A 24,096-nucleotide genomic window follows, 5' to 3' on the forward strand; every position below is an offset into this window, starting at 1 on the left:
GGCCCATGAGATAGCTGATCGCTCTTCTCGGATAATCATCCGAAACTTGCCATCACCTGTCGGCTGTGGTGAACAATCGCCATGGACCGTTTTGACGCCATGCGCCTGTTCGTCCGCCTCGTTGAGCGGCAGAGCTTTACGGTTGCCGCCGCGGACCTCGGCATCCCCCGCTCGACCGCGAGCGAGGTCTTGCGCGGCCTCGAGGCGCGCCTAGGCGCGCGCCTGCTCGAGCGCACGACACGGCATGTCGCGCCGACGCTCGACGGTGAAGACTATTACCGCCGCTGTGTCGCCATCCTCGCCGAGGTCGAGGAAGCGGAAGGGGCGTTGCGCGATTCAGAGCCGCGCGGTCTGCTCCGCATCGACGCGCATCCCTTGCTGACCCGAACCTTCATCCTGCCGTATCTGCCAGCCTTCCTGGCGCGGCATCCGCAGCTCCAATTGCAGATCGGGCAGGGCGACCGGCTGGTCGATCTCGTACGCGAAGGCGTCGATTGCGTGATCCGGTCGGGCGATCCCGGCGACAGCGGCATGATTCAGCGCCGCCTCGGGACGATCGCGGAAATCACGGTGGCGAGTCCGTCCTATATTGCGAAGCACGGCATGCCCGCGACGCCGGATGCGCTCGACGGCCATCAGATGGTCGCGTTCGTCTCGTCACGGACGGGCGATGTGATGCCGCTGGAATTTTCCGTTGCGGGCACGCTGCGCCACATCGTGCTGCCGAGCCGGGTTCGGGTGAACAATTCCGACACCATGGCTGACCTCGCCCGGCTCGGCTTCGGCCTCGCGCAGGCCCCGCGCTATCGCTTCGCGGAGGACCTCGCCAGCGGCACGCTGGTCGAGGTGCTCGCCGATCACCCGCCGTCGCCGACGCCGCTCTCCGCGCTTTATCCGCAAAACCGCCAGCTTGCGCTGCGCCTGCGCGTCTTTCTCGACTGGATCTCGGGCATTTTTGCCGAGGCGAAGCTCTGAACTCATTTATTCGGATTCAGACCAGCCTTCGGGCCGGATCAGCTTGATATCGGCGCGCGACGAAGGTCCAGCTCCAGGTCGGGGGGGGTAATCACGGACCCGTGATTTGCCTCATTCTTATCGCAAGCTATATCGTAAGATATGTTTTGAGAAGGAGACGTACGATATGTTCGGCAAGCACGGGGACCACAGGGACTTCCACTTCGGGCATTTCGCCCATTTCGCCATGGGCCGGCACGGCGGACGGCATCGCTTCGGCCGCGGCGGGCATGGTTTCTTCGGCCGCGGCGGCGACGAATTTCCGGGCGCGCGGCGGCTGTCCTCGCAGGACCTCCAACTCGTGATCCTGGCGCTGCTCGCCGACAAGCCTGCGCATGGCTACGAGCTGATCAAGATCATCGAGGAGCGGTCGGAGGGATTTTATACGCCGAGCCCCGGCGTGATCTATCCGGCCCTGACCTATCTCGAAGAGGTCGGTCATGCGAGCGTGGCGCAGGATGGCGGCCGCAAGCTCTACAGCATCACGCCGCAAGGCGAGGCTTATCTTGCCGAGCAGCGCGGCACCGCTGATGCGATCCTCCAGGCGCTGTCGCGGATCGGACGCCGCATGGACGAGGTGCGCGAGGCCTTTGCCGGGATCAGCGATCTCGATGCGGATGCCTCGGAGGAATTGCACCGCGCCCGCCACAACCTCAAGCGCGCGCTACGGTCCAGGCAAGGCAGTGATTCCACTGAAGCTCGTCGCATCGCCGCGATTCTTGAGCGCGCCGCTGCGGAAATCCTCGGCAAGTAGGCAAGGAAAGCATGACATGACTGATCGGCCGCACAGCCCGATTCAAGATCCGCGCGTCAATGCCGTGATCGCGCGCCTGCAAGGCGCGCGGCAGCGGCCTTCCGACGGGGGCCCACGCGGTGCCTCCGGCAGCCGCGATCCCCACGCCTATGCCGGGCTGGGCTTTTCGATCCATCCCGAGCAGGGCGAGCTGATCTACCTGTTGTGCCGCGGCCTGCGCGCCACCCGCGTCGCGGAGTTCGCCACGTCCGTCGGGATGTCGACGCTCTATTTCGCGGCGGCTATCCGCGACAATGGCGGCGGTACCGTGATCGGCTCGGAGATCGTGCCGGCCAAGGTCGAGGCCGCCAAACGCAACCTCGCCGAGGCCGGCCTTGCCGACTATGCCGAGATCCGCGAAGGCGATGCACGCAAGACGCTGCGCGATCTCGCAGGCCCCGTCGACTTCGTGCTGATCGACGGCTGGCCCGGTGAGGGCGGGCCCTCGCTCGCCCGCGAGGTGATCGAGATCATCGCGCCGCAACTGCTCGTCGGCGGCTACGTCATGAACGACAACGCCGAGCCGGATTATCTCGATTACATCCGCGATCCCAACAACGGTTTCGTGTCGATGACGCTGCCGCTCAAAGGCGGCACGGAGCTGTCGCTGAAGGTGAGTGAGGGCTGCGGGCCACAATCCCTTGCGTGACCCGACGGGCAAAACACCCAACCCGCCGGTCAACGCGCGGCGCCAAAAATATTCCACTTTACCGAAATTCGGAAACGGCGTATGTGTCGCGGTAACCCGGCCCAAGGAAGAGGGGCGTATCGCGATCGTCACGAACGCGGGCCGGATGGCGGTGGACGCTAGTCACATCGGCGCGATGAGGTTTTGCAGGGCGGGCAACCGTGAGCGAGACCGTCGCGCACACGACCGGTGTGATCCGCGTACGGCAAATCGTGTGGTCCTGGCGCCCGGAGTCTGTGCGCCAAGGCTCGTAGTGATGCATGTGACCCGACCGGGTCCGCGCATCAGTCTTCTGCGAGACGACGGGGGCAATAGTGCATCGCTCCCCGGGGAGATCACGACATAAGCCGTCAAACCACTGCGCAGGGAAGGCCGGATGTTTTGGCTTCACCTGTATGCCGCTGTGCAAATTCTTGTAGCGCAACTCATCGCACAGTGGACCGCGGGTGCCAGCCGGCACCCGGTCGTCCCTGCGCCCTCTTTCAGTTGAGGGTGACGTTGCAGAGCAAAGCTCGGGCGAAATGAGCCGCGAGAATGCAAAGGTGTGTCTGCGACGGAAATGCCAGCCACGGACCCCCGTTGTCACTCACATGCACCGTCATTGCGAGCGTAGCGAAGCAATCCAGACTGCCTCAGCAGAAAGATTCTGGATTGCTTCGCGGCGCTCGCAATGACGATGTTGATGCAATTGTGCGCCTCTTTGTGAGTTGTGCTTGCGCCGCCAACCGCTACCATGCACCCGCTCCCGGAACACGGAGCCAGCAGCAAGCGGAGGCAACATGAGCGCGCAGGAACGGAAAGTGAAGGGATCGGACCTGTTCGTCGCGGCGCTCGAGAACGAGGGCGTCGACCGTATTTTTGGCGTGCCCGGTGAAGAAAACCTCGACCTTGTCGAATCGCTGCGCACCTCCAGGATCGAGCTGGTCCTGACCCGGCACGAACAGGCCGCCGCGTTCATGGCCGCGACCCATGGCCGGTTGACCGGCAAGCCTGGCGTCTGCCTCTCCACACTGGGCCCCGGCGCGCTGAATCTCTCCACCGGTGCGGCCTATGCCAATCTCGGCGCGATGCCGATGATCCTCATCACTGGGCAGAAACCGATCATGAGCAGCCGGCAGGCGCGCTTCCAGATCGTGGACGTGGTCGCGACCATGAAGCCGCTGACAAAACTGTCGCGGCAGATCGTCAGCGCCTCCAGCATCCCCACCGTGGTGCGCGATGCCTTCCGTGTGGCGATGGAGGAGCGCCCGGGACCGGTGCATCTCGAACTGCCCGAGGACATCGCCGGCGACGAGGTCGAGGCTGTTGCGGTGATCCCGGTCCATCCGATCGAGATCCCCGTCGCGCATCGCGCCGCGCTCGATCGCGCGGCCGAGATGATTTTGGCTGCAAAGCGTCCGCTGGTGATGATGGGCGCCGCGACCAGCCGGCCGCGTTCGACGCACGGCATCGCAAGCTTCGTACGGAGGACCGGCATTCCGTTCTTCACCACCCAGATGGGCAAGGGCACCGTGCCCGGCGGCACCAATCTCTACATGGGCACCGCGGCGCTGTCGGAGCGCGACTACGTCCACGATGCCATCGATGCCGCCGACCTGATCATCGCGATCGGCCACGACCCGATCGAGAAGCCGCCCTTCATCATGGGTCCGTCGGGGCCGAAGGTCATTCACGTCAGCTATACCTCGGCCAGCGTCGAGCTGGTCTATTTCCCTGATGCCGAAGTGGTCGGCGACGTCGGTCCGAGCCTGGAGCTTCTCGCCGACCGGCTCGAAGGCAAGCTGCCGCAGGCGGCCGCGCTGTTGCCGCTGCGCGAAGGGATCCTCAACCACATCGCCGACCGCGCCACCGAGACGCGCTGGCCGCCGACGCCGCAGCGGATCGTGCACGACATCCGTCAGGTCATGCCGGAGAACGGCATCGTCGCGCTCGACAACGGCATGTACAAGATCTGGTTCGCGCGCAACTATCGCACCCGTGTCGCCAACACGCTGCTGCTCGACAATGCACTGGCGACGATGGGCGCCGGCCTGCCGTCGGCGATGATGGCCGCGATGCTTTATCCCGACCGCCGCGTGCTGGCGGTCGCCGGCGACGGCGGCTTCATGATGAACAGCCAGGAGATGGAGACCGCCGTCCGACTCAAGCTCAATCTGGTCGTGCTGGTGCTGGAGGACAACGCCTACGGCATGATCCGCTGGAAGCAGGCGGTCGATCATTTTGCTGATTACGGCATGACCTTCGGCAATCCCGACTTCGCGCTCTACGCCAAGGCGTATGGCGCCAAGGGGCATCGGATCGCAAGCATCGACAGCTTTGGCCCCACGCTTGATGCCGCCTTCAAGGAGGGGGGCGTGCACCTCGTCTCGATCCCGATCGACTATTCGGAGAACGTGCGCGTGCTGGTCGACGAGCTGCGCGCGCATGAGAAGGCAAAGGCGTGAATTGACAAGGCGAAGCTATCTCCACATCGTCATTGCGAGCGCATCGAAGCAATCCAGTCTGTCTCCGCGGAAAGATCCTGGATTGCTTCGCTGCGATCGCAATGACGGAGCATGTGGCGAAGTCCGCGCCTGCGTATGATAACTGCACTTGTGCCGCGATCCCCGATCGCCGACACTCAGCATCCAACCAATCACAGGAATGAAAAGATGACTCGCGTTCGTTGTGTGACCGAGATGGGCATGGGCGTCGACGTTCACGGCCGCGACGCCACCAAGGCGGCGAAGCGCGCGGTGTCGGATGCCATCAGGCATTCGAGCCTCGGCTTCTTCCGGATGATCGGCAAGACCGCGAATGACATGTTCGTCGATGTCACCATCGGTGTGCCCAACCCCGAGGCCGTCGACAGGGAGGCGGTCGCCAAGGAGCTTCCTTACGGCACGGTGACTGTCACCGCGGTCAAGGGCGGACTGGAAATTCCCCCGGCAACGGAAGTGGCCAACGATCCGATCCTGATTGCCAACGCCGCCGTCATCGTCAGCTTCGACAGGGAGTGAGCCGGTGTCCTTCAGCGACGAGGCGCTATTGGATCGTCCGATCTGGAGCGCGCTGACGACGAGCCATCAACATCTGGCCGAAGGCGGCCCGCGGGCGCGGCGCTATCCCGTGGACATGACCCCGTTCGCCGACATGATCGACATGTCGGCGGAGAGTTTTGCAGCGCTTGGCGATCTCATGTCGCCTTCGCAGGTTGCCGCGCTGTTCACGCCTGATGCGGTCGACGTTCCCGCCGGGTTCAAGGTGGTGCTGGCCGAGAGCGGTGACCAGATGATCGGCTCGCCCGCCGACAGTCCGCTCCGCGACGCCGAAATCGTCACGCTCGGCAAGGCCGACGTATCAGCGATGATGGCGCTGACGGCGCTGACCAAGCCAGGGCCGTTCGCCGCGCGCACGCACGAGCTCGGCACCTTCCTCGGCATTCGTGCCGGCGGCGAGCTGGTCGCGATGACGGGCGAGCGGATGAAGCCGGGCAAGTTCGTCGAGATGACCGCGGTCTGCGTTCACCCCGATTATCGCGGGCGCGGCTACGCGCAGGCGCTGCTCGCAGCCGTCGCGCGCCGGATCGAGGCGCGCGGCGAAATTCCGTTTCTGCACGTGTTTTCTAACAATACATCCGCCATCGCGCTCTATGAGCGGCAGGGGATGCGCCTCCGCCGCCGCCTGCACGTGACGGCGCTGATGAAGCTGGAATAGCCATCCGCAGTGATGGCCTTCACTTCCGGCGAATGCGCGCTATACCCATCCCCGCCAAGTTCAAGCGCGGCGTCGGAGGCCGGCCGGGAAAAAATTGCGCACCCCGCGAATCCTTTTCGGTCAGTGCGCCCTCCTTGTGGTCGAGGCAGTCAGCCTCGGCTCATCTGGGAGGATGCGATGGCATTTTACAGGAAGAATATCGGCGGCCTGCACCAGGCGGTGCGGATTGCCGCTGGGATCGCAGTGGCGGTCGCGGCATCAGTCTATCTCACCGGCGCGCCGGCCTGGCTGGTCGCGCTCGGCGGCGCCGGCCTCACGCTGACCGGCCTTGTCGGCTATTGCCCGATGTGCGCGATGGCGGGCATCGGCCGGGGAGGCGTGTCGTGAGTGCGGCCGCGATCTCGCCAGACTTGTTCGAGGCCGCGCGGCTCGGTGATCCCAAGGCGATGGCGTCGTTGCTTGCAACGGCGCAGCCTGACATCCGTCGCTACGCGCGCGCTACCTGCCGCAGCTCGGCGGATGCCGAGGACGCAGCGCAGGAAGCGCTGTGGATCCTGTTCCGGCGCGTCGGCACAATTCGCTCGATGCTGGCATTTTCAGCTTGGCTGTTCAGCGTGGTTCGCCGCGAGTGCTTGCGCCTGGCGCGCAGGGTGGGGTTGGTGCCATCGATCGAGGAGAGCGAGGCGGAGGCCGCATTGCTCGCGCGGCCCGAGGCCGATCTGCGGCTGGACGTCGCCGCAGCCTTCGAGGCACTCCCGCCGCATTACCGCGACGTCGTGCTGATGCGCGACGTCAAGGAAATGACCATTGATGAGATCGCCGATGCCCTCGGTGCGTCCAGGCAGACCGTGAAAGCTCGGCTGCACCGCGCCCGCGCCTTGATGCGGGAATATCTGACGAGATGAACCGTGACAAACTATCAAAACTCTGACGATTTAAAATCGATACCCGCTTTCGTCGCGCTGGCGCCGGTCGAGGCGAACGCGTTCCTCGCGTTCAACCACGCGGTCGAGCGCAAGGACGGGCTGATCCCGCCAAAGTATCGCGAGCTGATCTCGCTCGCCGTCGCGCTCACCACGCAATGCGCCTATTGCCTCGACGTGCATACGGCGCAAGCGGCGAAATCAGGCGCGACGCGCGAGGAGGTCGCGGAGGCCGCGCTGATCGCTGCGGCGGTGCGCGCCGGCGGCACGCTCGGCCACGCGCTGCTGGCGCAGCGGCTGTTTGAGCAGCGTGAGAGTGGGAGAGAAAAGTAACCAATGCAGATGCAGCCCATTACCATAGCCGGGGCAGGCGGATCGTTTCAGTCCTTCGATGGCCCCGGGCGCGATGTCTTGCGTCCGGGGCCGTTGTCGTCGGGCGTCAGTTCAATGCCGTCTCCGACGCTGCGATCCACGCGACCACGGCCTCGGAGAAGCCGTTGACGCGGGTCCAGGCGCCGTGGCCGACTCCGTGCTGATACGAGGCCACGTTCACCATCGTGCCGCGCGCCTTGGGCTCCGGCACAGAATCGTGGCTTTGCTCGTCGGTGAAGACGATGAGGCGATCGCCCTTGCGGTCGATCTCCGCCACTGCCTTGCCGAGATAGGTCGCCCCGTGCGGCTGCGAGTTGATGATCGCGTCCCGAAGCGCGAAGCCGCGGCGGGGCGGGACCTTCACGACCTCATTGCTGAAGGTGAAGACCTCGACATCGTCGCAGATCTCGCGCGCGAGGATGGCAAGACCGCACGCCGCCTCCGCCCGCGTCATTTCCGACTGCGCGGAGAGAGGCGTGAACATCGAGCCCGACACGTCGATCAGGAGTCGCGTCCGGCCGGGAAGCCGCACATGGTCCTTGACCGACTTGAGCATCGCGGTCTCGAGCTCGGGCTCGAAATCGGGCGCATAGCGCGCCGCCGTGGTGAAGCGATAGGGAAGGATACGATCCGTCCGCATCGCCTCGATCGCGCCTGCGATGGTCTCGCGCGGAACCTCTGCGTTCTGCATCAGCCGCAGGTTACGCAGCAGCGCCAGGCCACCGAGCTTGCGCTCGGCGATCAGCCGCTCGAAGGTCTCGCGCTTGCTCTTGCCGGCCGAGAGCGAGACCTCCCAGGTATCGGGGGAGGCGAGCTCGCCGTCGACGAGCTGCTTCCACACCTTTTCCTGCGCGGTGTCCTTCGGCTTGGCGTGAACCAGGAACAGCACGTCCCGGATCCGCACCGCGCCGTCGCGGTCGTACTTGGCGAGCTGGTAGGCGTCGAACTTGGTCAACGCGCGGGCAAGGCCCTTCTTGACCTGCGCGGAGACCGGCTGACGCTTGCGCTGCTGCATCGGCCCAAGCGCATCCGCCCAGTAGATCGCAAGCAGCTCCGTCATCTCGTCGGGGCGCTGGATCACCTGGGCAAGCGTGTCCGCAACGAGGGCGCGGTGCTTTTCGCTACGCGCCATCTCGCGGATGACGAGCAGCGGGGCGTGCCGCAGCTTCATCACCTCGCGCGCCTCGATCGCGAGCTGCGCCACGCGGGCAGCGGCGACCTTCGGCACCAGCGCCTTGATGCGGTCGGCGATGGCGACGCCGTCCTCGTAGAACTGGTCCTCCCACAGGAGGCAGTTCATCAGCGCCCGCTTCAGCTCCATCTCGGGCGTGAAACGGTCGGCGCGCGCGCCCTCACGCGTGAAGGCGCGGACGATCTTGTTGAGCCTGACCATGACGGCCTCCTCTCTGTTGATGGTAGAATGCAAAAAGGTGCCGGGGAACAAGCGAGGCTGCACTGCCCTTTGAGGGCCACGTTGAGCGAGCTCACTTCCGAATGGAAACGAGGCATCGCCGATCACGAAGTAACAGCGCTCTTCACCACCGGCGGTGGGGACGAAGACGTCACGATCCGGGAACGGGCGATGCTGAGACCCCAGCTTGCAGCTTACCCTGCAAGCCAGGTAGCGCTCTGCCTGCTGAGCTACCGGTGCACAGTACACCGGGCGGGATTCGAACCCGCGACCTCTCGATTATCAGTCGAAGTAACAGCGATCTTCACCGCGGATCGTGATGGGGGTGGCGGGGAACGGGCGATGCTGTTGCTGCCCCAAAGGGGCGGTCGTTTCACAGACGAAGTAACAGACATCTTCACCACCGCCAGGCCGATGCTTTCGCACCGGCCGTTGATGGGTACGCTGGGGAACGGGCGATATCGGCTCTCAGTGACGACAACACAGGCGCCATCCTTGCGGACGGATCCTGCGCCGGGCCGCGTGCGAACCTTGTCCGAGGCCGCATCCCGGTGCGTGTGTCAAGGGCGGGATTCGAACCCGCTTTACCGTGGAGGAAGTATCCGACATCTTCACCACCAGCGTCGGTTGAGCCGCGATCGTCGCGGCAAACCAAGTTACGAAATCTCTGTCGCGGCGCTGTCGACGCGCCGCCAATTGCGAACCCTCGGGGTTCGCTCTGCCATCGGTGTCCGGCTCATCGCCTCGTTCCCTCCGGCAGGCCCCGCGCGCTTGGGCACGCGCATCGATTGCGCGAGCCCCGAGATCCGGGTCTCTCGTTCCGGCCAAGGCCGGGATGTTCGACGGGGCCGCGCTGTGGGCAACAAAAAACCCTCCGGAGCGGCAGGCTCGGGAGGGTCCGTCAGAAGCGGACTGTCGATCTTGCGGTCAGGCAAGATCGCTCCCATGAGCCGGGCATGCGCAATCGATTGGCCGGAGGCCATTCGACAGTCGCGCCAATCTTTCGTAGCTGTGCTTCATCACTGGGTTCATGCTTTCACGAACGGAAGTGTTCGCGAGGGCGCGGGACATACGCCCGCAACTTGCAGATGTCAAGCGAAGCGAATGTGAAAATTTGCAAGACGTGGAGACGTGACGTGCCAAATTATCTCGGTCTCGATGGATTTCGGTTCGGCTGGGTTGCTGCGTGGATCGATGAGCGCGGCCAGCATGGATTCGATTATGCACCTGGCCTGGCGCGTCTGCTCGCGATGCCGCATGCGCGCGCGATGATCGACATGCCGATTGGGCTGATGCCGAGCGGCTATCGGACATGCGATTTGCATGCGCGCGAACTGATCGGCCCCGCCGTGTTTCTAGGGGCCCGCCGCGATCTCTGGACGTTTCCCGACATGGCGGCGGCGAACAGGCATTACTGGGAGCGCGAAGGCAAGGGCAGGGGCGTCTCTGCGCAGCTCTGGAATATCAGGGACAAGATCAGGGACGTCGACGAGATCATGACGCCGGCACGGCAGGCGACAATCGGCGAGGCGCATCCGGATTTGATCTTCCGGAATCTCGCCGGGGGAGTCCGGCTTGCGACGAAGACGTCGGCGGAAGGCTGCGAGCAGCGCATTGCACTGCTGGTGCGGCGCGGCTTCACGCGCCTGCCGAAATGGCTGACGCAACGCCATGGTACCGGCATGGGCCGCGACGACCTCATCGATGCCTGCGCTTGCGCGGTAGCGGCGCGCGACAGCACGGAGCGTCTGGGCGGCGATGAGATCGATCCGCGTGGTCTGCGGATGGAGATCAACTACTGAAGCGGCTGGCCGCTCATGCATCCGGGAAAAACAGGCAAATTATTTGAACCACAAAGGAACTGGCGACAGCCGGTCTGCGTTCCCCGTGCGAACCGAATTGAGAGAAGCTCGTGCGATGAATGATGCCAGTCAGTTCGCGACCGCCATGCTCGCGCTCGTTTTCGTCGGAGCATTGCTCGTCACCGGGCAGCTCTTCATCGAGCAGCGCGCCCAGCGCGACGCGGTCTACGCCACCAGCCATTTGCTGCGGCCATTGTGATCGGGATTCCTCGACAGAGATCGGTGTAATGACGATCCGGCCTTGCGCCATGTCCCGGCCCGCCTAGATTAATCAGAATCTCTCGCAAGCGCCCGGGGCCACGATGTCTGATTTATCCGCCTTTCCGATCACCAGGCGTTGGCCTGCCAAGCATCCCGAATTGCTTCAGCTCTATTCGCTGCCGACGCCCAACGGCGTGAAGGTTTCGATCATGCTGGAGGAGATCGGGTTGCCGTACGAGGTCCATCTCGTCGATTTCGGCAAGGACGACCAGAAGACTCCGGAATTCCTCTCCCTCAATCCGAACGGCAAGATCCCGGCGATCCTCGACCCCAACGGTCCCGGCGGCAAGCCGCTGCCGCTGTTCGAGTCCGGTGCGATCCTGCAATATCTCGCGGAGAAGACCGGCAAGCTGCTGCCGCAAGATGCCGCCCGGCGCTACGAGACCATCCAATGGGTGCATTTCCAGATGGGCGGGATCGGGCCGATGTTCGGCCAGGTCGGCTTCTTCCACAAATTCGCCGGCAAGGATTTTGAGGACAAGCGGCCGCTGGAGCGATACGTCAGCGAGTCCAAGCGCCTGCTCGGCGTGATGGAGGCGCATCTTTCCGGCCGGCAATGGTTCATGGATGACGACTACACCATCGCCGACATTTCGATGCTCGGCTGGGTGCGTAACCTCATCGGTTTCTACGGCGCCGGCGACCTCGTTGAATTCAGCCGGTTCAAGTCGGTCGGTGCCTGGCTCGAGCGCGGGCTGGCGCGTCCGGCCGTGCAGCGTGGCTTGAACATTCCGAAGCGCCCTTGAAGCTAGCTCAGCGCCTTGTAGGTCATGTAGAGCGCCATCAGGGCGACGAGGGCGATCATGCTCCGGCGCAGCACTGCCTTGCTGACGCCGTTGGCCGCGCGGGCGCCGAGATCGGTGCCGACCCAGAGGCCGGCAACGATGCCGATGATGGCGGGCCAGCCGACCATCAGGCCCTTGCTCCAGTAGATCCAGGCGGCCGGGATATTGGTCGGGATCACCGAGAAGATCAGGCTGACGAGTTGCGCCTGATGCTGCGGCACGCGCAAGCCCGCGGCGAGGCCGACCGTGATCGCGAGGCCGCCGCCGATGCCCATGAAGCCGGAGGAAAAGCCCGCAAGTCCGCCGATGAGGAGCAGGGGAGGCCAGGGCAAACGCTCGCGATCACCGGCGCCAGCGTCCTTGCGGTCGCGACGCAGGATCAGAAGCGCGATCAGCGCGACAAGATAGACGACATAGCTCGATTGCAACACCGCATCGCAGACGGCGGCTGCGGCATGGCCGCCGCCCACAGCGCCGATCAGAAATCCGATGCCGATCCAGACGATCCATGCCAGGGGGCTGCGGTTACCGTTCTGCCAGTAGCGGCGCACGCCGGCGAGGCCCGTCGGCGGAATCTGGGTGAGGAGCGACGTGCCCTGCGCGACGTGCTGCTCAGCGCCGAGCAGCAACACGCTGAAGATGACGAGGCCCCCGCCCGGACTCGTGCCGCTGAAGCCCGAAGCCAGCCCCGCGGCAAGGCCGACACCGCCGCCGGCGAGAAGCTCGTGAACCCAGGACATCGCTCACGCCCTCGTCCGTCGCTTGATGCCGGGCTTGGCCGTGCGAAAGCCGTCGATCACGGTGGCGACGGCCGCCATGCAAGCCGCGATGTCAAAATCCTCGCCCCAGCATTTTTGCAGGACAAAGCCCTGGAAGATCGCGATCAGCACGCGCGCGATCGCATCCGCGCCGATATCGCGCTTGATCAGGCCGTCGTGCTGGCCGCGCTCGACCAGCGTCACGATCAGCGCGCGCGGCAGGTCGATGCCTTCGACGACGCTGGCGCGAACGCGGCGGTTGCGCAGCGCCTCGGCCCAGCCGTGGATGCCGACACGGCGCCGTGCTTCGCCTGCGGGATCGGTGAGCCATTGCGCATAGACGCGCACCAGCGCGTGCAGTCCCTCGATCGGATCGCCAGACCCTTGCGCGACCGAGTTGAGGACGGCCTCGCGGCGATGCCGGTCATCGGCGAGCGCCTCGATCAGATCGTCCTTGCTCTGGAAGTAGAGATAGACCGCGCCATGGCTCAGTCCCGATCGCTGCACGATGTCGGCCATGCCGGTCTGGTGAAATCCGTCTTCGGAGAAGCAGGAAAGGGCCGCTTCGAGGATCTGTTGTCGCCGGTCTTCACGCTTTTTGTCGCTGATCTTGGGCATCCGTCCGGTCCATAAATAACTGACAGATCGATCGTTTTAAGAAGCTGCCAGGAGCCAGGTAAATCAAGTTAATCAATATAAAAAACGATCAGTCAGTCATTTATATTTGCGAACAGGGTTTAGGTCAAGCCCCGGCCGCTGGGCCGTAGATGAGGAGGATGAAGCGATAGGCGGCTTGCGAAGGCGTCTCCGGCTAGAACAGCCGTCCGCCGTTCGGCACCGGCTTGCTCGGCTGCATCAGCACGACCTTGCCGTCGGCATCGGGGAAGCCGAGCGTCAGCACCTCGGACACCACAGGTCCGATCTGGCGCGGTGGGAAATTGACGACGGCAGCGACCTGCTGCCCGACCAGCGTTTCGAGCGGATGGTTTTCGGTGATCTGCGCTGAGCTCTTGCGCACGCCGATGGCCGCGCCGAAGTCGATCCACAGCCGCCAGGCCGGCTTGCGTGCCTCAGGAAACGGTTTAGCGTCGACGATGGTGCCGACGCGGATATCGACTGCGAGGAACGTATTGAAGTCGATGGTCGGCGCGGCGGCAGCAGTGAGATCGTGCGTGACGTGCATGGTGTATCCATTGGGAAGAGGTCGAAAGCGTCGTTCGCAACATTGTCGCGCGATCAGGAGTTGCGTACAACGCCACAGCACGTCACGACACATGCGCGAGGACCGTCTTGCCCAACATCATCTACGGCATCAAGAACTGCGACACCATGAAGAAAGCGCGAAGCTGGCTCGACAGCCATGGCGTCGCCTACGAGTTCCACGACTACAAGGCCGCAGGCGTCGAGAAGGACAAGCTCAAGCAATGGAGCGACAAGCTCGGCTGGGAGACATTGCTCAATCGCGCCGGCACGACCTTCAAGAAGTTGCCGGACGCCGATAAGGAGGACCTGACGGAAAAGAAGGCGTTGGCGCTGATGCTAGCGCAACCATCGATGATCAAGCGACCGGTGCTCGAAATCGGCGGCAAGCTCCTGGTCGGGTTCAAGCCTGACATTTACGACAAGGAAGTCGGCGCAAAGGCGCGCAAGAGCTAGTTCAGCTCGATGATCTCGCCGGTAACTCCGGGCGCACCGGGCTGATCGGCAAATTCCACGACGTCGGCGGCCGCGATGCGGCCAGGGGCGCGGTGAAACAGGTCGTGGTCGATCACCGTGCCCAGTTTCGGCCGCGGTGGCGCGTCATTTCCGCGCATCAGATTCTTGATCTCGAAGCCGCCGTCCTCGCAGAAGGTCTTGAGCGAGGCGATGACGTGGCTGACCTTGTCGTCGGTCAGGAAAGGCAGCAGCAGCCGCTCATAGGCCACGACGCGGCCGTAGATATCCTCGACATCGGCGATGCTGTAGACTGGAAGTCCGCGCGCGACGCATTCGTGATAGACCGGCATCACGAATGGCGCGAGACGGGGCCCGACATAGTCGTCGAGCAGAACTCCCTTGCCGGTATGGCCATAGGCGCAGGAGATCCGCGTGCCTTCGCTCTGGATGGTCAGGCGCGGCGTCGACGTCGAATGGTCCACCGTGTAGTAGATGAGATCGGACAGTTCTTCCTCGAGCCGCGCGGGCTGATACTCCCAGATCGCAGGGGCAGTCCGATGGCGCGGATAAAGTCGCAGCCACGTGTTGAGCAGGTCACGTTGCTTGATTGACTTGACGACGGAGGGAGCAGCGCTGGAGAAATCCAAAACAATAGTCCGGCGAATGAACCGGCGCATGATCTCGCTCGCGGGAAAATTTTTGATGAAGGCTGGCGCGCGGAAGCAAAGACCGTTAACGACGACTTGATGACCGGTGTCTTGCGAGCCGGGAAGCCGGCAGGGCGACAACACCAAGCCTCCAACTAAGGGAGCATAAGGCTCCCCGCCAAAGGCCTGATCTGCTCAGCTTTCCGCCTTGCCTAACCCCCGTCACCTCCGGCATATTCCGCGCCCGGAGGCGGCGTTCCGGGACGGGCTCCAAGGCCTCCGGAAAGCCGAAGCAACAAGGATAGCCACGCGCATTGTGCGGGCAGGGGGAAATCTGTTTGGCCGATGAGTTCATTCTCGAAACGGAAGGCTTGACCAAGGAGTTCGCGGGCTTCTTCGCCGTCCGCGACGTTGCGCTCAAGGTTCGCCGTGGCAGTATCCACGCGTTGATCGGCCCGAACGGTGCGGGCAAGACGACGTGCTTCAATCTTCTGACCAAGTTCCTGAAACCGTCTGCCGGAAAAATCCTGTACAAGGGACAGGACATCACGGCGATGGCGCCCGCCGACGTGGCACGCCTGGGGCTGGTGCGTTCGTTCCAGATCTCGGCGGTGTTTCCGCATCTCACCGCGCTGGAGAATGTTCGTGTCGCGCTTCAGCGCCAGCATGGCTCGTCCTTCGATTTCTGGCGCTCCAAGTCCGTGCTCAACCGCTTCAATGACCGGGCGCGCGAGCTGTTGAACGATGTCGGCCTCAGCGAGTTCGCCAATACGCCTGCGGTCGAGATGGCCTATGGGCGCAAGCGCGCGCTCGAGATCGCAACCACGCTCGCGCTTGATCCGGAAATGATGCTTCTGGACGAGCCGATGGCCGGCATGGGCCACGAGGACATCGACAAGATCGCGGCGCTGATCAAGCGTATCTCGGCGAAATATACCATCCTGATGGTCGAGCATAATTTGAGCGTCGTCGCCAATCTCTCCGACATCATCACCGTGCTGACGCGCGGGCAGGTGCTCGCGCAGGGGCATTATTCCGAGCTCACCAAGGACGAGCGCGTCAAGGAAGCCTATCTGGGGGCCGGTCATGCCTGAGACTGCAATGGCCGAGGCCCCAATGAAGGGTGCAACCGGCGGCAATATCCTCCAGGTCCGCAACTTGGAGGCCTGGTACGGCGAGTCCCACATCCTGCACGGGATCAATTTCGACGTGAACGCGGGCGAGGTCGTCACGCTGCTCGGGCGCAACGGCGCCGGCAAGACCACCACGCTGAAGTCGATCATGGGCATCATCGGCAAGCGGACCGGCTCGATCAAATTCAACAATCAGGAGATCATCCGCGCGACCTCCGACAAGATCGCGCGCATGGGAATCGCGTTTTGCCCGGAGGAGCGGGGAATTTTCTCCAGCCTCGACGTGAAGGAGAACCTGCTGCTGCCGCCGGTGGTTCGAGCAGGCGGATTGCCGCTCGAGCAGATCTTTGACCTGTTTCCGAACCTGAAGGAGCGGCTGAGCAGCCAGGGCACCAAGCTGTCCGGCGGCGAGCAGCAGATGCTTGCGATCGCGCGCATCCTGCGCACGGGCGCAAGCTTTCTGATGCTGGATGAGCCGACCGAAGGCCTGGCACCCGTCATTATCCAGCAGATCGGTCACACCATTGCGCGGCTCAAGAAGGAAGGCTTCACGATCCTTCTGGTCGAGCAGAACTTCCGCTTCGCGTCCACCGTCGCCGACCGTTATTATGTGGTCGAGCACGGCAAGATCATTGACGGATTTTCCAATTCGGAGCTTGCCGCCAACATGGACAAGCTCCACGCCTATCTCGGTGTTTAGGGCATGATCAGGAAGTGCGTAGCGTTCTCCGAAGAGACCATGCTGAAGCCGAAGAACTGCCAACGAGAAAATTCAAAAAGGAAAGTTGCATGAAGACCAGGTCGATTGCGTCATTGCTGCTGACCACCGCGCTCACCTTCGCCGCAGCAGGCGAAGCGTCCGCGCAGGACAAGGCCGTCAAGATCGGCGCGCTGTCCGATCAGTCCGGCCTGTACGCCGACCTCGGCGGCCCCGGCTCGACGCTCGCCGCGCAGATGGCAGTTGAGGATTCCGGCCTCGCCGCGAAGGGCTGGAAGATCGACGTGATCTCGGGCGATCACCAGAACAAGCCGGACATCGGCACCGCGATCGCGCGGCAGTGGTTCGACGTCGACAAGGTCGACGTCATCGTCGACGTGCCGAATTCGGGCGTGGCGCTCGCCGTCAACAACGTCGTCAAGGAAAAGAACGGCGTCTACATCAATTCCGGTGCGGCGACCTCGGACCTCACCAACGCGCAGTGCTCGCCGAACACCGTGCACTGGACCTACGACACCTACATGCTCGCCCACACCACGGGCCAGGCGCTGGTGAAGGCCGGTGGCGACACCTGGTTCTTCCTGACCGCGGACTACGCCTTCGGTGCGGCGCTGGAGCGCGATACCACCTCGGTCGTCACCGCCAATGGCGGCAAGGTGGTCGGCGGGGTCAAGCATCCGCTCAACACGCCGGACTTCTCCTCGTTCCTGCTCCAGGCGCAGGCCTCCAAGGCCAAGATCATCGGCCTTGCCAATGCCGGCGGTGATACCACCAACACGATCAAGCAGGCTGCCGAGTTCGGTATCGGCAAGGGCGGCCAGAAGCTCGCAGCGCTGCTGCTGTTCCTCACCGACGTCAAGGCGCTTGGTCTGGAGACCGCGCAGGGCCTGAACTTCACCGAGACGTTCTACTGGGACATGGACGACAAGACCCGCGCCTTCTCCAAGCGCTTTGCCGCAAAGATGAAGAACAGCGCTCCGCCGACCATGGTGCAGGCAGGCGTCTATGCCGGCGTACGCCACTATCTCAAGGCGCTGGAGGCGCTTGGCGGTAATCCGCATGACGGCGTCAAGGTCGTCGAGAAGATGAAGTCGATGCCGACCGAGGACGATCTGTTCGGCAAGGGCGAGATCCAGCCCAACGGCCGCACCATCCACAACGCCTATCTGTTCGAGGTGAAGAAGCCCTCCGAGTCCAAGGGACCGTGGGACTTCTACAAGCTCGTCGGCACGGTGTCGGGCGATCAGGCCTTCACGCCGCTCTCCGAGAGCAAGTGCGCGCTGCTCAAGAAGTAAGACCAACAGCTCGCCGGCCGTAAGCCGGCGGGCGCTACTTTGGGAACGCCGAAGGGACCGGGTGCGAGATCGATGCAGGCTCTTTACGCACAGCTACTGGTGGGACTGATCAACGGCTCGTTCTACGCGCTGCTCAGTCTCGGGCTTGCCGTGATCTTCGGCATGCTCAACATCATCAATTTCGCCCACGGCGCGCTCTACATGATGGGCGCCTTCGTCGCCTATTTCCTGCTGAACATCGGCGGCATCAGTTACTGGTGGGCGCTGCTGCTGGCGCCGGTCATCGTCGGCATCTTCGGCATGATCCTGGAACGGACCATGCTGCAGTGGTTGACCGGGCTCGATCACCTCTACGGCCTGCTGCTGACCTTCGGCATCGCGCTGATCGTGCAGGGCGTGTTCCAGAACTATTTCGGCTCCTCCGGCCTGCCTTACGCCATTCCGGACCAGCTCAAGGGCGGCATGAATCTCGGCTTCATGTTCCTACCCGTTTATCGCGGCTGGGTCGTCATCTTCTCGCTGGTGGTGTGTCTGGCCACCTGGTTCCTGATCGAGAAGACGCGGCTTGGCGCTTACCTGCGCGCCGCAACCGAAAATCCGACGCTGGTCCGCGCCTTCGGCATCAACGTGCCGCGCATGATCACGCTCACCTACGGCCTCGGCGTCGGCCTTGCCGCGCTCGCCGGCGTGCTCTCGGCGCCGATCAACCAGGTGCGGCCGCTGATGGGCGCCGACCTCATCATCGTTGTGTTTGCGGTGGTGGTGATCGGCGGCATGGGATCGATCATGGGCTCCATCATCACCGGTTTTGCGCTCGGTGTGATCGAGGGCCTGACCAAGTATTTTTACCCCGAGGCCTCCAACACCGTCGTGTTCGTGCTGATGGTGCTTGTGCTCCTGGTGAAGCCAACGGGATTGACGGGAAGGGCAGCCTGACATGACAGCCTTGACGGACGATACACTGCGGGTCACGCCGCGCGCCATGCGTGACGAGATGGTCTTGTTCGCGGTGATGGCGCTGCTGCTGGCTGCGGTGCCGTTTACGGGCGTGTATCCGTTCTTCGTGATGCAGGCGCTGTGCTTTGCGCTGCTCGCCTGCGCTTTCAACCTGTTGATCGGCTACGGCGGCTTGCTGTCCTTCGGACACGCGATGTTCCTCGGCACCGCCGGATATTGCAGCGCGCACGCCCTGAAGGTGTGGGCACTGCCGCCGGAACTCGGCATCCTCGTCGGCATTGTCGCGGCCTTCGCGCTCTCGCTCGTCACGGGCTATATCTCGATCCGCCGCCAGGGCATCTACTTCTCGATGATCACGCTGGCGCTGTCGCAACTGCTGTATTTCATCTACCTCCAGGCGCCGTTCACCCATGGCGAGGACGGCATCCAGGGCATCCCGCAGGGGCACATGTTCGGCGTGCTCGATTTGTCCAAGCCGACCGTGCTCTACTATGTCGTGCTGGTCGGCTTCCTCGCCGGCTTCCTGCTGATCTACCGCATCATCAACTCGCCCTTCGGCGAGGTCCTGAAGTCGATCCGCGAGAACGAGCCGCGTGCGATCTCACTGGGCTATCGGACCGACCAGTACAAGTTCCTGGCGTTCGTCCTGTCGGGGACGCTGGCGGGTTTCGCCGGTGCACTGAAAGTGTTCGTGGCGCAGAACGCCTCGCTCACCGACGTGCACTGGTCGATGTCCGGCGAGGTCGTGCTGATGACGCTTGTCGGCGGTCTCGGGACCATTTTCGGTCCCGTGGTCGGCGCCTTCGTCATCATCGCCATGCAGCAATATCTGGCCGGCTTCGGCCAGTGGGTGACGGTGATCCAAGGCTCGATCTTCGTGATCTGCGTGCTCACCTTCCGCCGTGGCGTCATCGGCGAAATCGCGCATTACTTTCGGAGATCTCTCTAAGATACTGATATAACATAAGTTTTCATGTGGAAGTAAATCCGGTGGATGATCCCGCCTGGCGGGCGTGAGATGACACGCGCACGAGGCGAAAATGGTCTATGACGGTTGCGTGACGGTCCGCCCGGACCGGGTCATTTGCACCAGGTAGACTATCCCCATGATGCGTTGGTTTCGCGCTTTCCTGCCCAAGGAAGAACGGTTCTTCGACCTGTTCGACCGCCATGCCCAGACCGTTATCCAGGGCGCCATCGCGCTCCAGGGCGTGCTGAACGGCGGCGAGGAGACGCCGGTCTATTGCCAGCGCGTCAGCCAGTTCGAGAACGATGCCGACAACATCACCCGCGAGGTGCTGACGGCGGTGCGCCGCACCTTCATTACGCCGTTCGACCGGGGCGACATCAAGAACCTCATTACCTCGCTGGACGATGCCATCGACCAGATGCAGCAAACGGCCAAGGCCGTGATGCTGTTCGAGGTCCGCATCTTCGAGCCGCCGATGCGCGAGATCGGCGCGCTGCTGATCGAATGCGCCAATCTGGTCGGCCGCGCGCTGCCGCTGATGCAGCAGATCGGCAAGAACGTGGCAATGCTGACCGCGATCACGGAGGAACTGACCAAGCTCGAGGGCCGTGTCGACGATCTCCACGACATCGGCCTGAAGGAGCTGTTCCTCAAGCATCGCACCGGTAACGCGATGGATTTCATCGTCGGCGTCGAGATTTATGATCACCTTGAAAAAGTGGCCGATCGCTTCGACGATGTCGCGAACGAGATCAACAGCATCGTCATTGAGCAAGTGTAGCGCATGATCCGGAAAAGTGTGCAGCGGTTTTCCTTCGCGACAAACGCGGAATGCGTTTGCGCGGAGATCATGTGCAAAGCTTAGAGCAGGGGCCGCGCCGTGGATGCTGCCGTCTTGGGCCCTCTGGGTCTTCCCGTCCTGGTCGGACTGATCGCCGTCGCGCTGCTGTTCGACTTCCTGAACGGCCTGCACGACGCCGCCAATTCGATCGCGACCATCGTCTCGACCCGGGTGCTGCGGCCGCAATTCGCGGTGTTTTGGGCCGCGTTTTTCAATTTCGTCGCCTTCATGGTGTTCGGCCTGCACGTCGCCCAAACCATCGGTACCGGCATCATCGATCCCGCCATCGTCGACGCCCAGGTGATCTTTGCGGCGCTGGTCGGCGCCATTGTCTGGAATCTCGTGACCTGGGGGCTCGGCATTCCCTCCTCGTCCTCGCATGCGCTGATCGGCGGCCTTGTCGGCGGCGGCATGGCCAAGGCGGGAATCTCGGCGGCGGTGTGGAGCGGTCTGTCCAAGGCCGTGCTTGCGATCGTGCTATCGCCGCTGGTGGGCTTTCTGCTCGCAATGATGTTGGTCGCGGTCGTGTCATGGCTCTCGGTACGCTCGACGCCGTTCGCGGTCGACCGCGCCTTCCGCATTCTGCAATTCGCCTCGGCCTCGCTCTATTCGCTCGGCCACGGCGGCAATGACGCGCAGAAGACGATGGGCATCATCGCCGTGCTGCTGTATTCGCAGGGTCAACTCGGCAGCGAATTCTCGGTGCCGTTCTGGGTGGTGCTGTCCTGCCAGGCCGCGATGGCTCTCGGCACGCTGATGGGCGGCTGGCGTATCGTCCGCACCATGGGCTTGCGCATCACCAAGCTGACGCCGATGCAGGGCTTTTGCGCCGAGACTGGCGGCGCGGCGACGCTGTTCATGGCGACGTTCCTCGGCGTGCCGGTCTCGACCACCCACACCATCACCGGCGCCATCGTCGGCGTCGGTGCAGCGCGCCGCGTCTCGGCGGTGCGCTGGAACGTGGCGAGCTCGATCGTCTATGCCTGGGTCATCACGATCCCGGCCTCAGCCGTCGTCGCGGCACTGAGCTGGTGGGCGGTCCAGCTCTTCAAGTAACGAGCTTCAGCCCGGCGATGCCCGCCACGATCAGCCCGATGCTGCCGAGGCGAAGCGCCGTGGCCGGCTCGCCGAACAGGAAGATGCCAAGCGTTGCCGTGCCGACCGCGCCGATGCCGGTCCAGACCGCATAGGCAGTTCCAACGGGCAGCGACTTCAGGGCGATGCCGAGCAGGATCACGCTGCCGGCCATGGCCGCGAGCGTGATGACGGAGGGAACCAATCTGGTAAAACCCTCGGTGTATTTGAGGCCGATCGCCCAGGTGATCTCGAGAAGACCGGCGACGAACAGGATGCTCCAGGCCATGACGACCCTCCATTCACGGCAGGGCCGTCCCCGCTAGGCTGATGAGCAGGAAGGCCGTCCTCCCCCAAACCAATTTGGCCAGGGCCGATATGGGGCTGGCCGAAGGGCTGCGCAATCACCACATCAGGCTTGATCCGGGCCATTTTCCCTGCCAAACGCTCCCGCCATGTCCGACATTGCCGCCACCGCAGCCGAATCGCCGGCCCGTTCCCCGCTTGCCGCTGAAGTATCGCGGCGGCGCACCTTTGCGATCATCTCGCATCCGGACGCCGGTAAGACCACGCTGACCGAAAAGCTGCTGCTGTTTGGCGGCGCCATTAATCTCGCCGGCCAGGTCAAGGCCAAGGGTGAGCGCCGCAACACCCGCTCGGACTGGATGAAGATTGAGCGCGAGCGCGGCATCTCGGTCGTGACCTCGGTCATGACCTTCGAGTTCGAGGGCCTCGTGTTCAACCTGCTGGACACGCCAGGCCACGAAGACTTTTCGGAAGACACCTACCGTACGCTCACCGCGGTGGATTCCGCGGTCATGGTGATCGACGCCGCCAAAGGCATCGAGGCGCGGACGCGAAAACTGTTCGAGGTCTGTCGCCTTCGCGATATCCCGATCATCACCTTCATCAACAAGATGGATCGCGAGAGCCGCGACGTGTTCGAGCTGCTCGACGAGATCGAGAAGACGCTGGCGCTCGACACCACGCCGATGACCTGGCCGGTCGGCCGGGGACGCGACTTCCTCGGTACCTATGACGTCATCAACGGCGGTGTGCGTCTGCTCGAAGGCGGGGGCGCCAAGACTGGCGCTGCGCAGCAGATCGAGATTGCCGAGCTCGCCAAGCTCAACGCCAATCTCGATGCGTCTGCGGTGAAGGAGGAGCTTGAGCTCGTCACCGAGGCCTCGAAGCCGTTCGAGCTCGAGGCATTCCGCGAGGGCCATCTGACGCCGGTCTATTTCGGCAGCGCGCTGCGCAATTTCGGCGTCGGCGACCTGCTCGAAGGTCTTGGCAAGTTCGCTCCCGAGCCACGCGCGCAGGACAGCGACCAGCGCAAGGTCGAGGCGACCGATCCGCGCATGAGCGCCTTCGTGTTCAAGATCCAGGCGAACATGGATCCGAACCACCGCGACCGCATCGCGTTCGCGCGCCTCTGCTCCGGCAAGCTCAGTCGCGGTATGAAGGCAAAGCTGGTACGCACCGGCAAGAGCATGCCGCTGTCGAGCCCGCAATTCTTCTTTGCCCAGGACCGTTCGGTGGCGGACGAGGCCTTTGCCGGCGACGTCGTCGGCATTCCCAATCACGGCACGCTGCGCATCGGCGATACGCTGACCGAAGGCGAGGACTTCAATTTCGTCGGCGTGCCGAGCTTCGCACCCGAAATCGTTCGCCGCGTCCGTCTCACCGACGCGATGAAGGCGAAGAAGCTGAAGGAAGCGCTTCAGCAGATGTCGGAAGAGGGCGTCGTGCAGGTGTTCCGTCCGCGCGACGGCGCACCGGCGCTGGTCGGGGTGGTCGGCGCGCTGCAGCTCGACGTGCTCAAGGCGCGGTTGGAGGCGGAATATTCATTGCCGGTCGAGTTCGAGGTCAGCGAGTTCCAGCTCGCGCGCTGGGTCTCCTCGGAGGATCGCAAGAAACTCGACGCCTTCATCGCCGCCAATACCTCCAGCATCGCCGATGACGTCGACGGCGATCCCGTGTACCTCGCCCGGAACGAGTTCTATCTCGGCTACACCAAGGAGCGTGCCGAGGGCATCGAGTTCACCAACGTCAAGGACGTCAAGAAGAAGGGGTAGGGTGCTCCTGCGCCCACCGCCGCGGGGGGACACACACTGCGCAGCCACACCCTCCGCTGTCATGCCCCGGCTTGACCGGGGCATCCAGTAGGCCGCAGCCCATCGATTCAATCACTGCCGTCTCGGAGTACTGGGTCGCCCGGTCGAGCCGGACGACGACAGCG

Annotated in this window: 27 protein-coding genes; 21 read left to right on the forward strand and 6 right to left on the reverse strand. The window is 63.6% G+C overall.

Annotated features, from left to right (window positions below):
• The first annotated feature begins 81 nt into the window (after positions 1–81).
• The 9 genes from XH98_RS34335 to XH98_RS34375 all read left to right on the forward strand — a co-directional run bounded on the left by XH98_RS34335 (position 82) and on the right by XH98_RS34375 (position 7,447).
• Positions 82–975, forward strand: coding sequence for a LysR family transcriptional regulator (locus XH98_RS34335; RefSeq protein WP_271621204.1), 894 nt, complete (start codon positions 82–84; stop codon positions 973–975).
• A 166-nt stretch (positions 976–1,141) separates the two neighbouring features.
• Positions 1,142–1,768, forward strand: a complete 627-nt coding sequence (locus XH98_RS34340) for a PadR family transcriptional regulator (RefSeq protein WP_271621205.1) — start codon at positions 1,142–1,144, stop codon at positions 1,766–1,768.
• Positions 1,769–1,784: 16 nt separating this feature from the next.
• Positions 1,785–2,456 (forward strand): O-methyltransferase, encoded by a 672-nt coding sequence (locus tag XH98_RS34345; protein ID WP_271621206.1) that lies wholly within the window; start codon positions 1,785–1,787, stop codon positions 2,454–2,456.
• A gap of 818 nt (positions 2,457–3,274) precedes the next feature.
• A complete protein-coding gene (locus XH98_RS34350; protein WP_271603067.1) occupies positions 3,275–4,939 on the forward strand; it encodes an acetolactate synthase large subunit in 1,665 nt (554 codons plus the stop codon).
• Positions 4,940–5,146: 207 nt separating this feature from the next.
• On the forward strand, positions 5,147–5,494 hold the full coding sequence (locus tag XH98_RS34355; protein ID WP_271621207.1) for a Lin0512 family protein: 348 nt from the start codon (positions 5,147–5,149) through the stop codon (positions 5,492–5,494).
• 4 nt (positions 5,495–5,498) lie between these two features.
• Entirely contained in the window at positions 5,499–6,191 is a 693-nt protein-coding gene (locus XH98_RS34360; RefSeq protein WP_271621208.1) for a GNAT family N-acetyltransferase, read from the forward strand.
• Positions 6,192–6,368: 177 nt separating this feature from the next.
• Positions 6,369–6,578 carry a YgaP family membrane protein gene (locus XH98_RS34365; protein ID WP_271621209.1) on the forward strand — a complete coding sequence of 70 codons (210 nt, stop codon included), beginning with the start codon at positions 6,369–6,371 and terminating at the stop codon, positions 6,576–6,578.
• A complete protein-coding gene (locus tag XH98_RS34370; protein ID WP_271621210.1) occupies positions 6,575–7,096 on the forward strand; it encodes an RNA polymerase sigma factor in 522 nt (173 codons plus the stop codon). The genes XH98_RS34365 and XH98_RS34370 overlap by 4 nt, the downstream gene beginning before the upstream one ends.
• Positions 7,097–7,099: 3 nt before the next feature.
• Entirely contained in the window at positions 7,100–7,447 is a 348-nt protein-coding gene (locus XH98_RS34375) for a carboxymuconolactone decarboxylase family protein (protein WP_271603062.1), read from the forward strand.
• Positions 7,448–7,553: 106 nt separating this feature from the next.
• Here the strand turns inward: XH98_RS34375 and XH98_RS34380 are convergent, their stop codons facing one another.
• Complete coding sequence (locus XH98_RS34380) at positions 7,554–8,879, reverse strand: TROVE domain-containing protein (protein ID WP_271621211.1); 1,326 nt, start codon at positions 8,877–8,879, stop codon at positions 7,554–7,556.
• A gap of 1,154 nt (positions 8,880–10,033) precedes the next feature.
• Between XH98_RS34380 and XH98_RS34385 the strand changes: the two genes are divergently transcribed.
• The 3 genes from XH98_RS34385 to XH98_RS34395 all read left to right on the forward strand — a co-directional run bounded on the left by XH98_RS34385 (position 10,034) and on the right by XH98_RS34395 (position 11,766).
• Entirely contained in the window at positions 10,034–10,699 is a 666-nt protein-coding gene (locus tag XH98_RS34385) for a DUF429 domain-containing protein (protein ID WP_271621212.1), read from the forward strand.
• Between the two features lie 115 nt (positions 10,700–10,814).
• Positions 10,815–10,958, forward strand: coding sequence for a hypothetical protein (locus XH98_RS34390; protein WP_164934179.1), 144 nt, complete (start codon positions 10,815–10,817; stop codon positions 10,956–10,958).
• Positions 10,959–11,061: 103 nt separating this feature from the next.
• Positions 11,062–11,766, forward strand: a complete 705-nt coding sequence (locus XH98_RS34395) for a glutathione S-transferase family protein (RefSeq protein ID WP_271603059.1) — start codon at positions 11,062–11,064, stop codon at positions 11,764–11,766.
• A gap of 2 nt (positions 11,767–11,768) precedes the next feature.
• Here the strand turns inward: XH98_RS34395 and XH98_RS34400 are convergent, their stop codons facing one another.
• From XH98_RS34400 to XH98_RS34410, 3 genes are all read right to left on the reverse strand, one after another.
• Positions 11,769–12,545 carry a sulfite exporter TauE/SafE family protein gene (locus XH98_RS34400; RefSeq protein WP_271603058.1) on the reverse strand — a complete coding sequence of 259 codons (777 nt, stop codon included), beginning with the start codon at positions 12,543–12,545 and terminating at the stop codon, positions 11,769–11,771.
• 3 nt (positions 12,546–12,548) lie between these two features.
• Positions 12,549–13,181 carry a TetR/AcrR family transcriptional regulator gene (locus tag XH98_RS34405; RefSeq protein ID WP_271603057.1) on the reverse strand — a complete coding sequence of 211 codons (633 nt, stop codon included), beginning with the start codon at positions 13,179–13,181 and terminating at the stop codon, positions 12,549–12,551.
• 193 nt (positions 13,182–13,374) lie between these two features.
• Positions 13,375–13,746 (reverse strand): tRNA-binding protein, encoded by a 372-nt coding sequence (locus tag XH98_RS34410; protein ID WP_271621213.1) that lies wholly within the window; start codon positions 13,744–13,746, stop codon positions 13,375–13,377.
• A gap of 107 nt (positions 13,747–13,853) precedes the next feature.
• Between XH98_RS34410 and XH98_RS34415 the strand changes: the two genes are divergently transcribed.
• The gene (locus tag XH98_RS34415) at positions 13,854–14,219 is read left to right on the forward strand and encodes an ArsC family reductase (RefSeq protein WP_271603055.1); all 366 of its coding nucleotides are present in this window, start codon (positions 13,854–13,856) and stop codon (positions 14,217–14,219) included.
• Here XH98_RS34415 and XH98_RS34420 read toward each other — a convergent pair.
• Complete coding sequence (locus XH98_RS34420) at positions 14,216–14,896, reverse strand: hypothetical protein (protein ID WP_271621214.1); 681 nt, start codon at positions 14,894–14,896, stop codon at positions 14,216–14,218. The genes XH98_RS34415 and XH98_RS34420 overlap by 4 nt on opposite strands.
• 308 nt (positions 14,897–15,204) lie before the next feature.
• Between XH98_RS34420 and XH98_RS34425 the strand changes: the two genes are divergently transcribed.
• The 7 genes from XH98_RS34425 (at position 15,205) to XH98_RS34455 (ending at position 21,836) form a co-directional block, all read left to right on the forward strand.
• A complete protein-coding gene (locus tag XH98_RS34425; RefSeq protein WP_063983735.1) occupies positions 15,205–15,960 on the forward strand; it encodes an ABC transporter ATP-binding protein in 756 nt (251 codons plus the stop codon).
• The gene (locus tag XH98_RS34430) at positions 15,953–16,699 is read left to right on the forward strand and encodes an ABC transporter ATP-binding protein (RefSeq protein WP_220006316.1); all 747 of its coding nucleotides are present in this window, start codon (positions 15,953–15,955) and stop codon (positions 16,697–16,699) included. The genes XH98_RS34425 and XH98_RS34430 overlap by 8 nt, the downstream gene beginning before the upstream one ends.
• Positions 16,700–16,788: 89 nt before the next feature.
• Complete coding sequence (locus tag XH98_RS34435; RefSeq protein ID WP_271603053.1) at positions 16,789–18,012, forward strand: ABC transporter substrate-binding protein; 1,224 nt, start codon at positions 16,789–16,791, stop codon at positions 18,010–18,012.
• A 72-nt stretch (positions 18,013–18,084) separates the two neighbouring features.
• Positions 18,085–18,948, forward strand: coding sequence for a branched-chain amino acid ABC transporter permease (locus tag XH98_RS34440; protein ID WP_057758041.1), 864 nt, complete (start codon positions 18,085–18,087; stop codon positions 18,946–18,948).
• Position 18,949: 1 nt separating this feature from the next.
• Positions 18,950–19,918, forward strand: a complete 969-nt coding sequence (locus XH98_RS34445; protein WP_271621215.1) for a branched-chain amino acid ABC transporter permease — start codon at positions 18,950–18,952, stop codon at positions 19,916–19,918.
• 157 nt (positions 19,919–20,075) lie between these two features.
• Positions 20,076–20,720: a DUF47 domain-containing protein gene (locus XH98_RS34450; RefSeq protein WP_271621216.1), complete on the forward strand. Its 645-nt coding sequence runs from the start codon at positions 20,076–20,078 to the stop codon at positions 20,718–20,720.
• Between the two features lie 99 nt (positions 20,721–20,819).
• Positions 20,820–21,836, forward strand: a complete 1,017-nt coding sequence (locus XH98_RS34455; RefSeq protein WP_271603051.1) for an inorganic phosphate transporter — start codon at positions 20,820–20,822, stop codon at positions 21,834–21,836.
• Here XH98_RS34455 and sugE read toward each other — a convergent pair.
• The gene (sugE, locus tag XH98_RS34460) at positions 21,829–22,143 is read right to left on the reverse strand and encodes a quaternary ammonium compound efflux SMR transporter SugE (protein ID WP_057758032.1); all 315 of its coding nucleotides are present in this window, start codon (positions 22,141–22,143) and stop codon (positions 21,829–21,831) included. The two genes, XH98_RS34455 and sugE, sit on opposite strands and share 8 nt — an antisense overlap.
• A 166-nt stretch (positions 22,144–22,309) precedes the next feature.
• Between sugE and XH98_RS34465 the strand changes: the two genes are divergently transcribed.
• Positions 22,310–23,932 (forward strand): peptide chain release factor 3, encoded by a 1,623-nt coding sequence (locus XH98_RS34465; protein WP_220006322.1) that lies wholly within the window; start codon positions 22,310–22,312, stop codon positions 23,930–23,932.
• The last annotated feature ends 164 nt before the right edge of the window (positions 23,933–24,096 follow it).

Source organism: Bradyrhizobium sp. CCBAU 51745 (genome assembly GCF_028128715.1).
GTDB classification, from domain to species: Bacteria; Pseudomonadota; Alphaproteobacteria; order Rhizobiales; family Xanthobacteraceae; genus Bradyrhizobium; species Bradyrhizobium manausense.

Coding starts and splice junctions, on each gene's coding strand:
- XH98_RS34335 (WP_271621204.1), top strand. CDS start 82: ATGGACCGTTTTGACGCCATGCGCCTGTTCGTCCGCCTCGTTGAGCGG.
- XH98_RS34340 (WP_271621205.1), top strand. CDS start 1,142: ATGTTCGGCAAGCACGGGGACCACAGGGACTTCCACTTCGGGCATTTC.
- XH98_RS34345 (WP_271621206.1), top strand. CDS start 1,785: ATGACTGATCGGCCGCACAGCCCGATTCAAGATCCGCGCGTCAATGCC.
- XH98_RS34350 (WP_271603067.1), top strand. CDS start 3,275: ATGAGCGCGCAGGAACGGAAAGTGAAGGGATCGGACCTGTTCGTCGCG.
- XH98_RS34355 (WP_271621207.1), top strand. CDS start 5,147: ATGACTCGCGTTCGTTGTGTGACCGAGATGGGCATGGGCGTCGACGTT.
- XH98_RS34365 (WP_271621209.1), top strand. CDS start 6,369: ATGGCATTTTACAGGAAGAATATCGGCGGCCTGCACCAGGCGGTGCGG.
- XH98_RS34380 (WP_271621211.1), bottom strand. CDS start 8,879: ATGGTCAGGCTCAACAAGATCGTCCGCGCCTTCACGCGTGAGGGCGCG.
- XH98_RS34390 (WP_164934179.1), top strand. CDS start 10,815: ATGAATGATGCCAGTCAGTTCGCGACCGCCATGCTCGCGCTCGTTTTC.
- XH98_RS34395 (WP_271603059.1), top strand. CDS start 11,062: ATGTCTGATTTATCCGCCTTTCCGATCACCAGGCGTTGGCCTGCCAAG.
- XH98_RS34400 (WP_271603058.1), bottom strand. CDS start 12,545: ATGTCCTGGGTTCACGAGCTTCTCGCCGGCGGCGGTGTCGGCCTTGCC.
- XH98_RS34405 (WP_271603057.1), bottom strand. CDS start 13,181: ATGCCCAAGATCAGCGACAAAAAGCGTGAAGACCGGCGACAACAGATC.
- XH98_RS34410 (WP_271621213.1), bottom strand. CDS start 13,746: ATGCACGTCACGCACGATCTCACTGCTGCCGCCGCGCCGACCATCGAC.
- XH98_RS34420 (WP_271621214.1), bottom strand. CDS start 14,896: ATGCGCCGGTTCATTCGCCGGACTATTGTTTTGGATTTCTCCAGCGCT.
- XH98_RS34430 (WP_220006316.1), top strand. CDS start 15,953: ATGCCTGAGACTGCAATGGCCGAGGCCCCAATGAAGGGTGCAACCGGC.
- XH98_RS34435 (WP_271603053.1), top strand. CDS start 16,789: ATGAAGACCAGGTCGATTGCGTCATTGCTGCTGACCACCGCGCTCACC.
- XH98_RS34440 (WP_057758041.1), top strand. CDS start 18,085: ATGCAGGCTCTTTACGCACAGCTACTGGTGGGACTGATCAACGGCTCG.
- XH98_RS34445 (WP_271621215.1), top strand. CDS start 18,950: ATGACAGCCTTGACGGACGATACACTGCGGGTCACGCCGCGCGCCATG.
- XH98_RS34450 (WP_271621216.1), top strand. CDS start 20,076: ATGATGCGTTGGTTTCGCGCTTTCCTGCCCAAGGAAGAACGGTTCTTC.
- sugE (WP_057758032.1), bottom strand. CDS start 22,143: ATGGCCTGGAGCATCCTGTTCGTCGCCGGTCTTCTCGAGATCACCTGG.
- XH98_RS34465 (WP_220006322.1), top strand. CDS start 22,310: ATGTCCGACATTGCCGCCACCGCAGCCGAATCGCCGGCCCGTTCCCCG.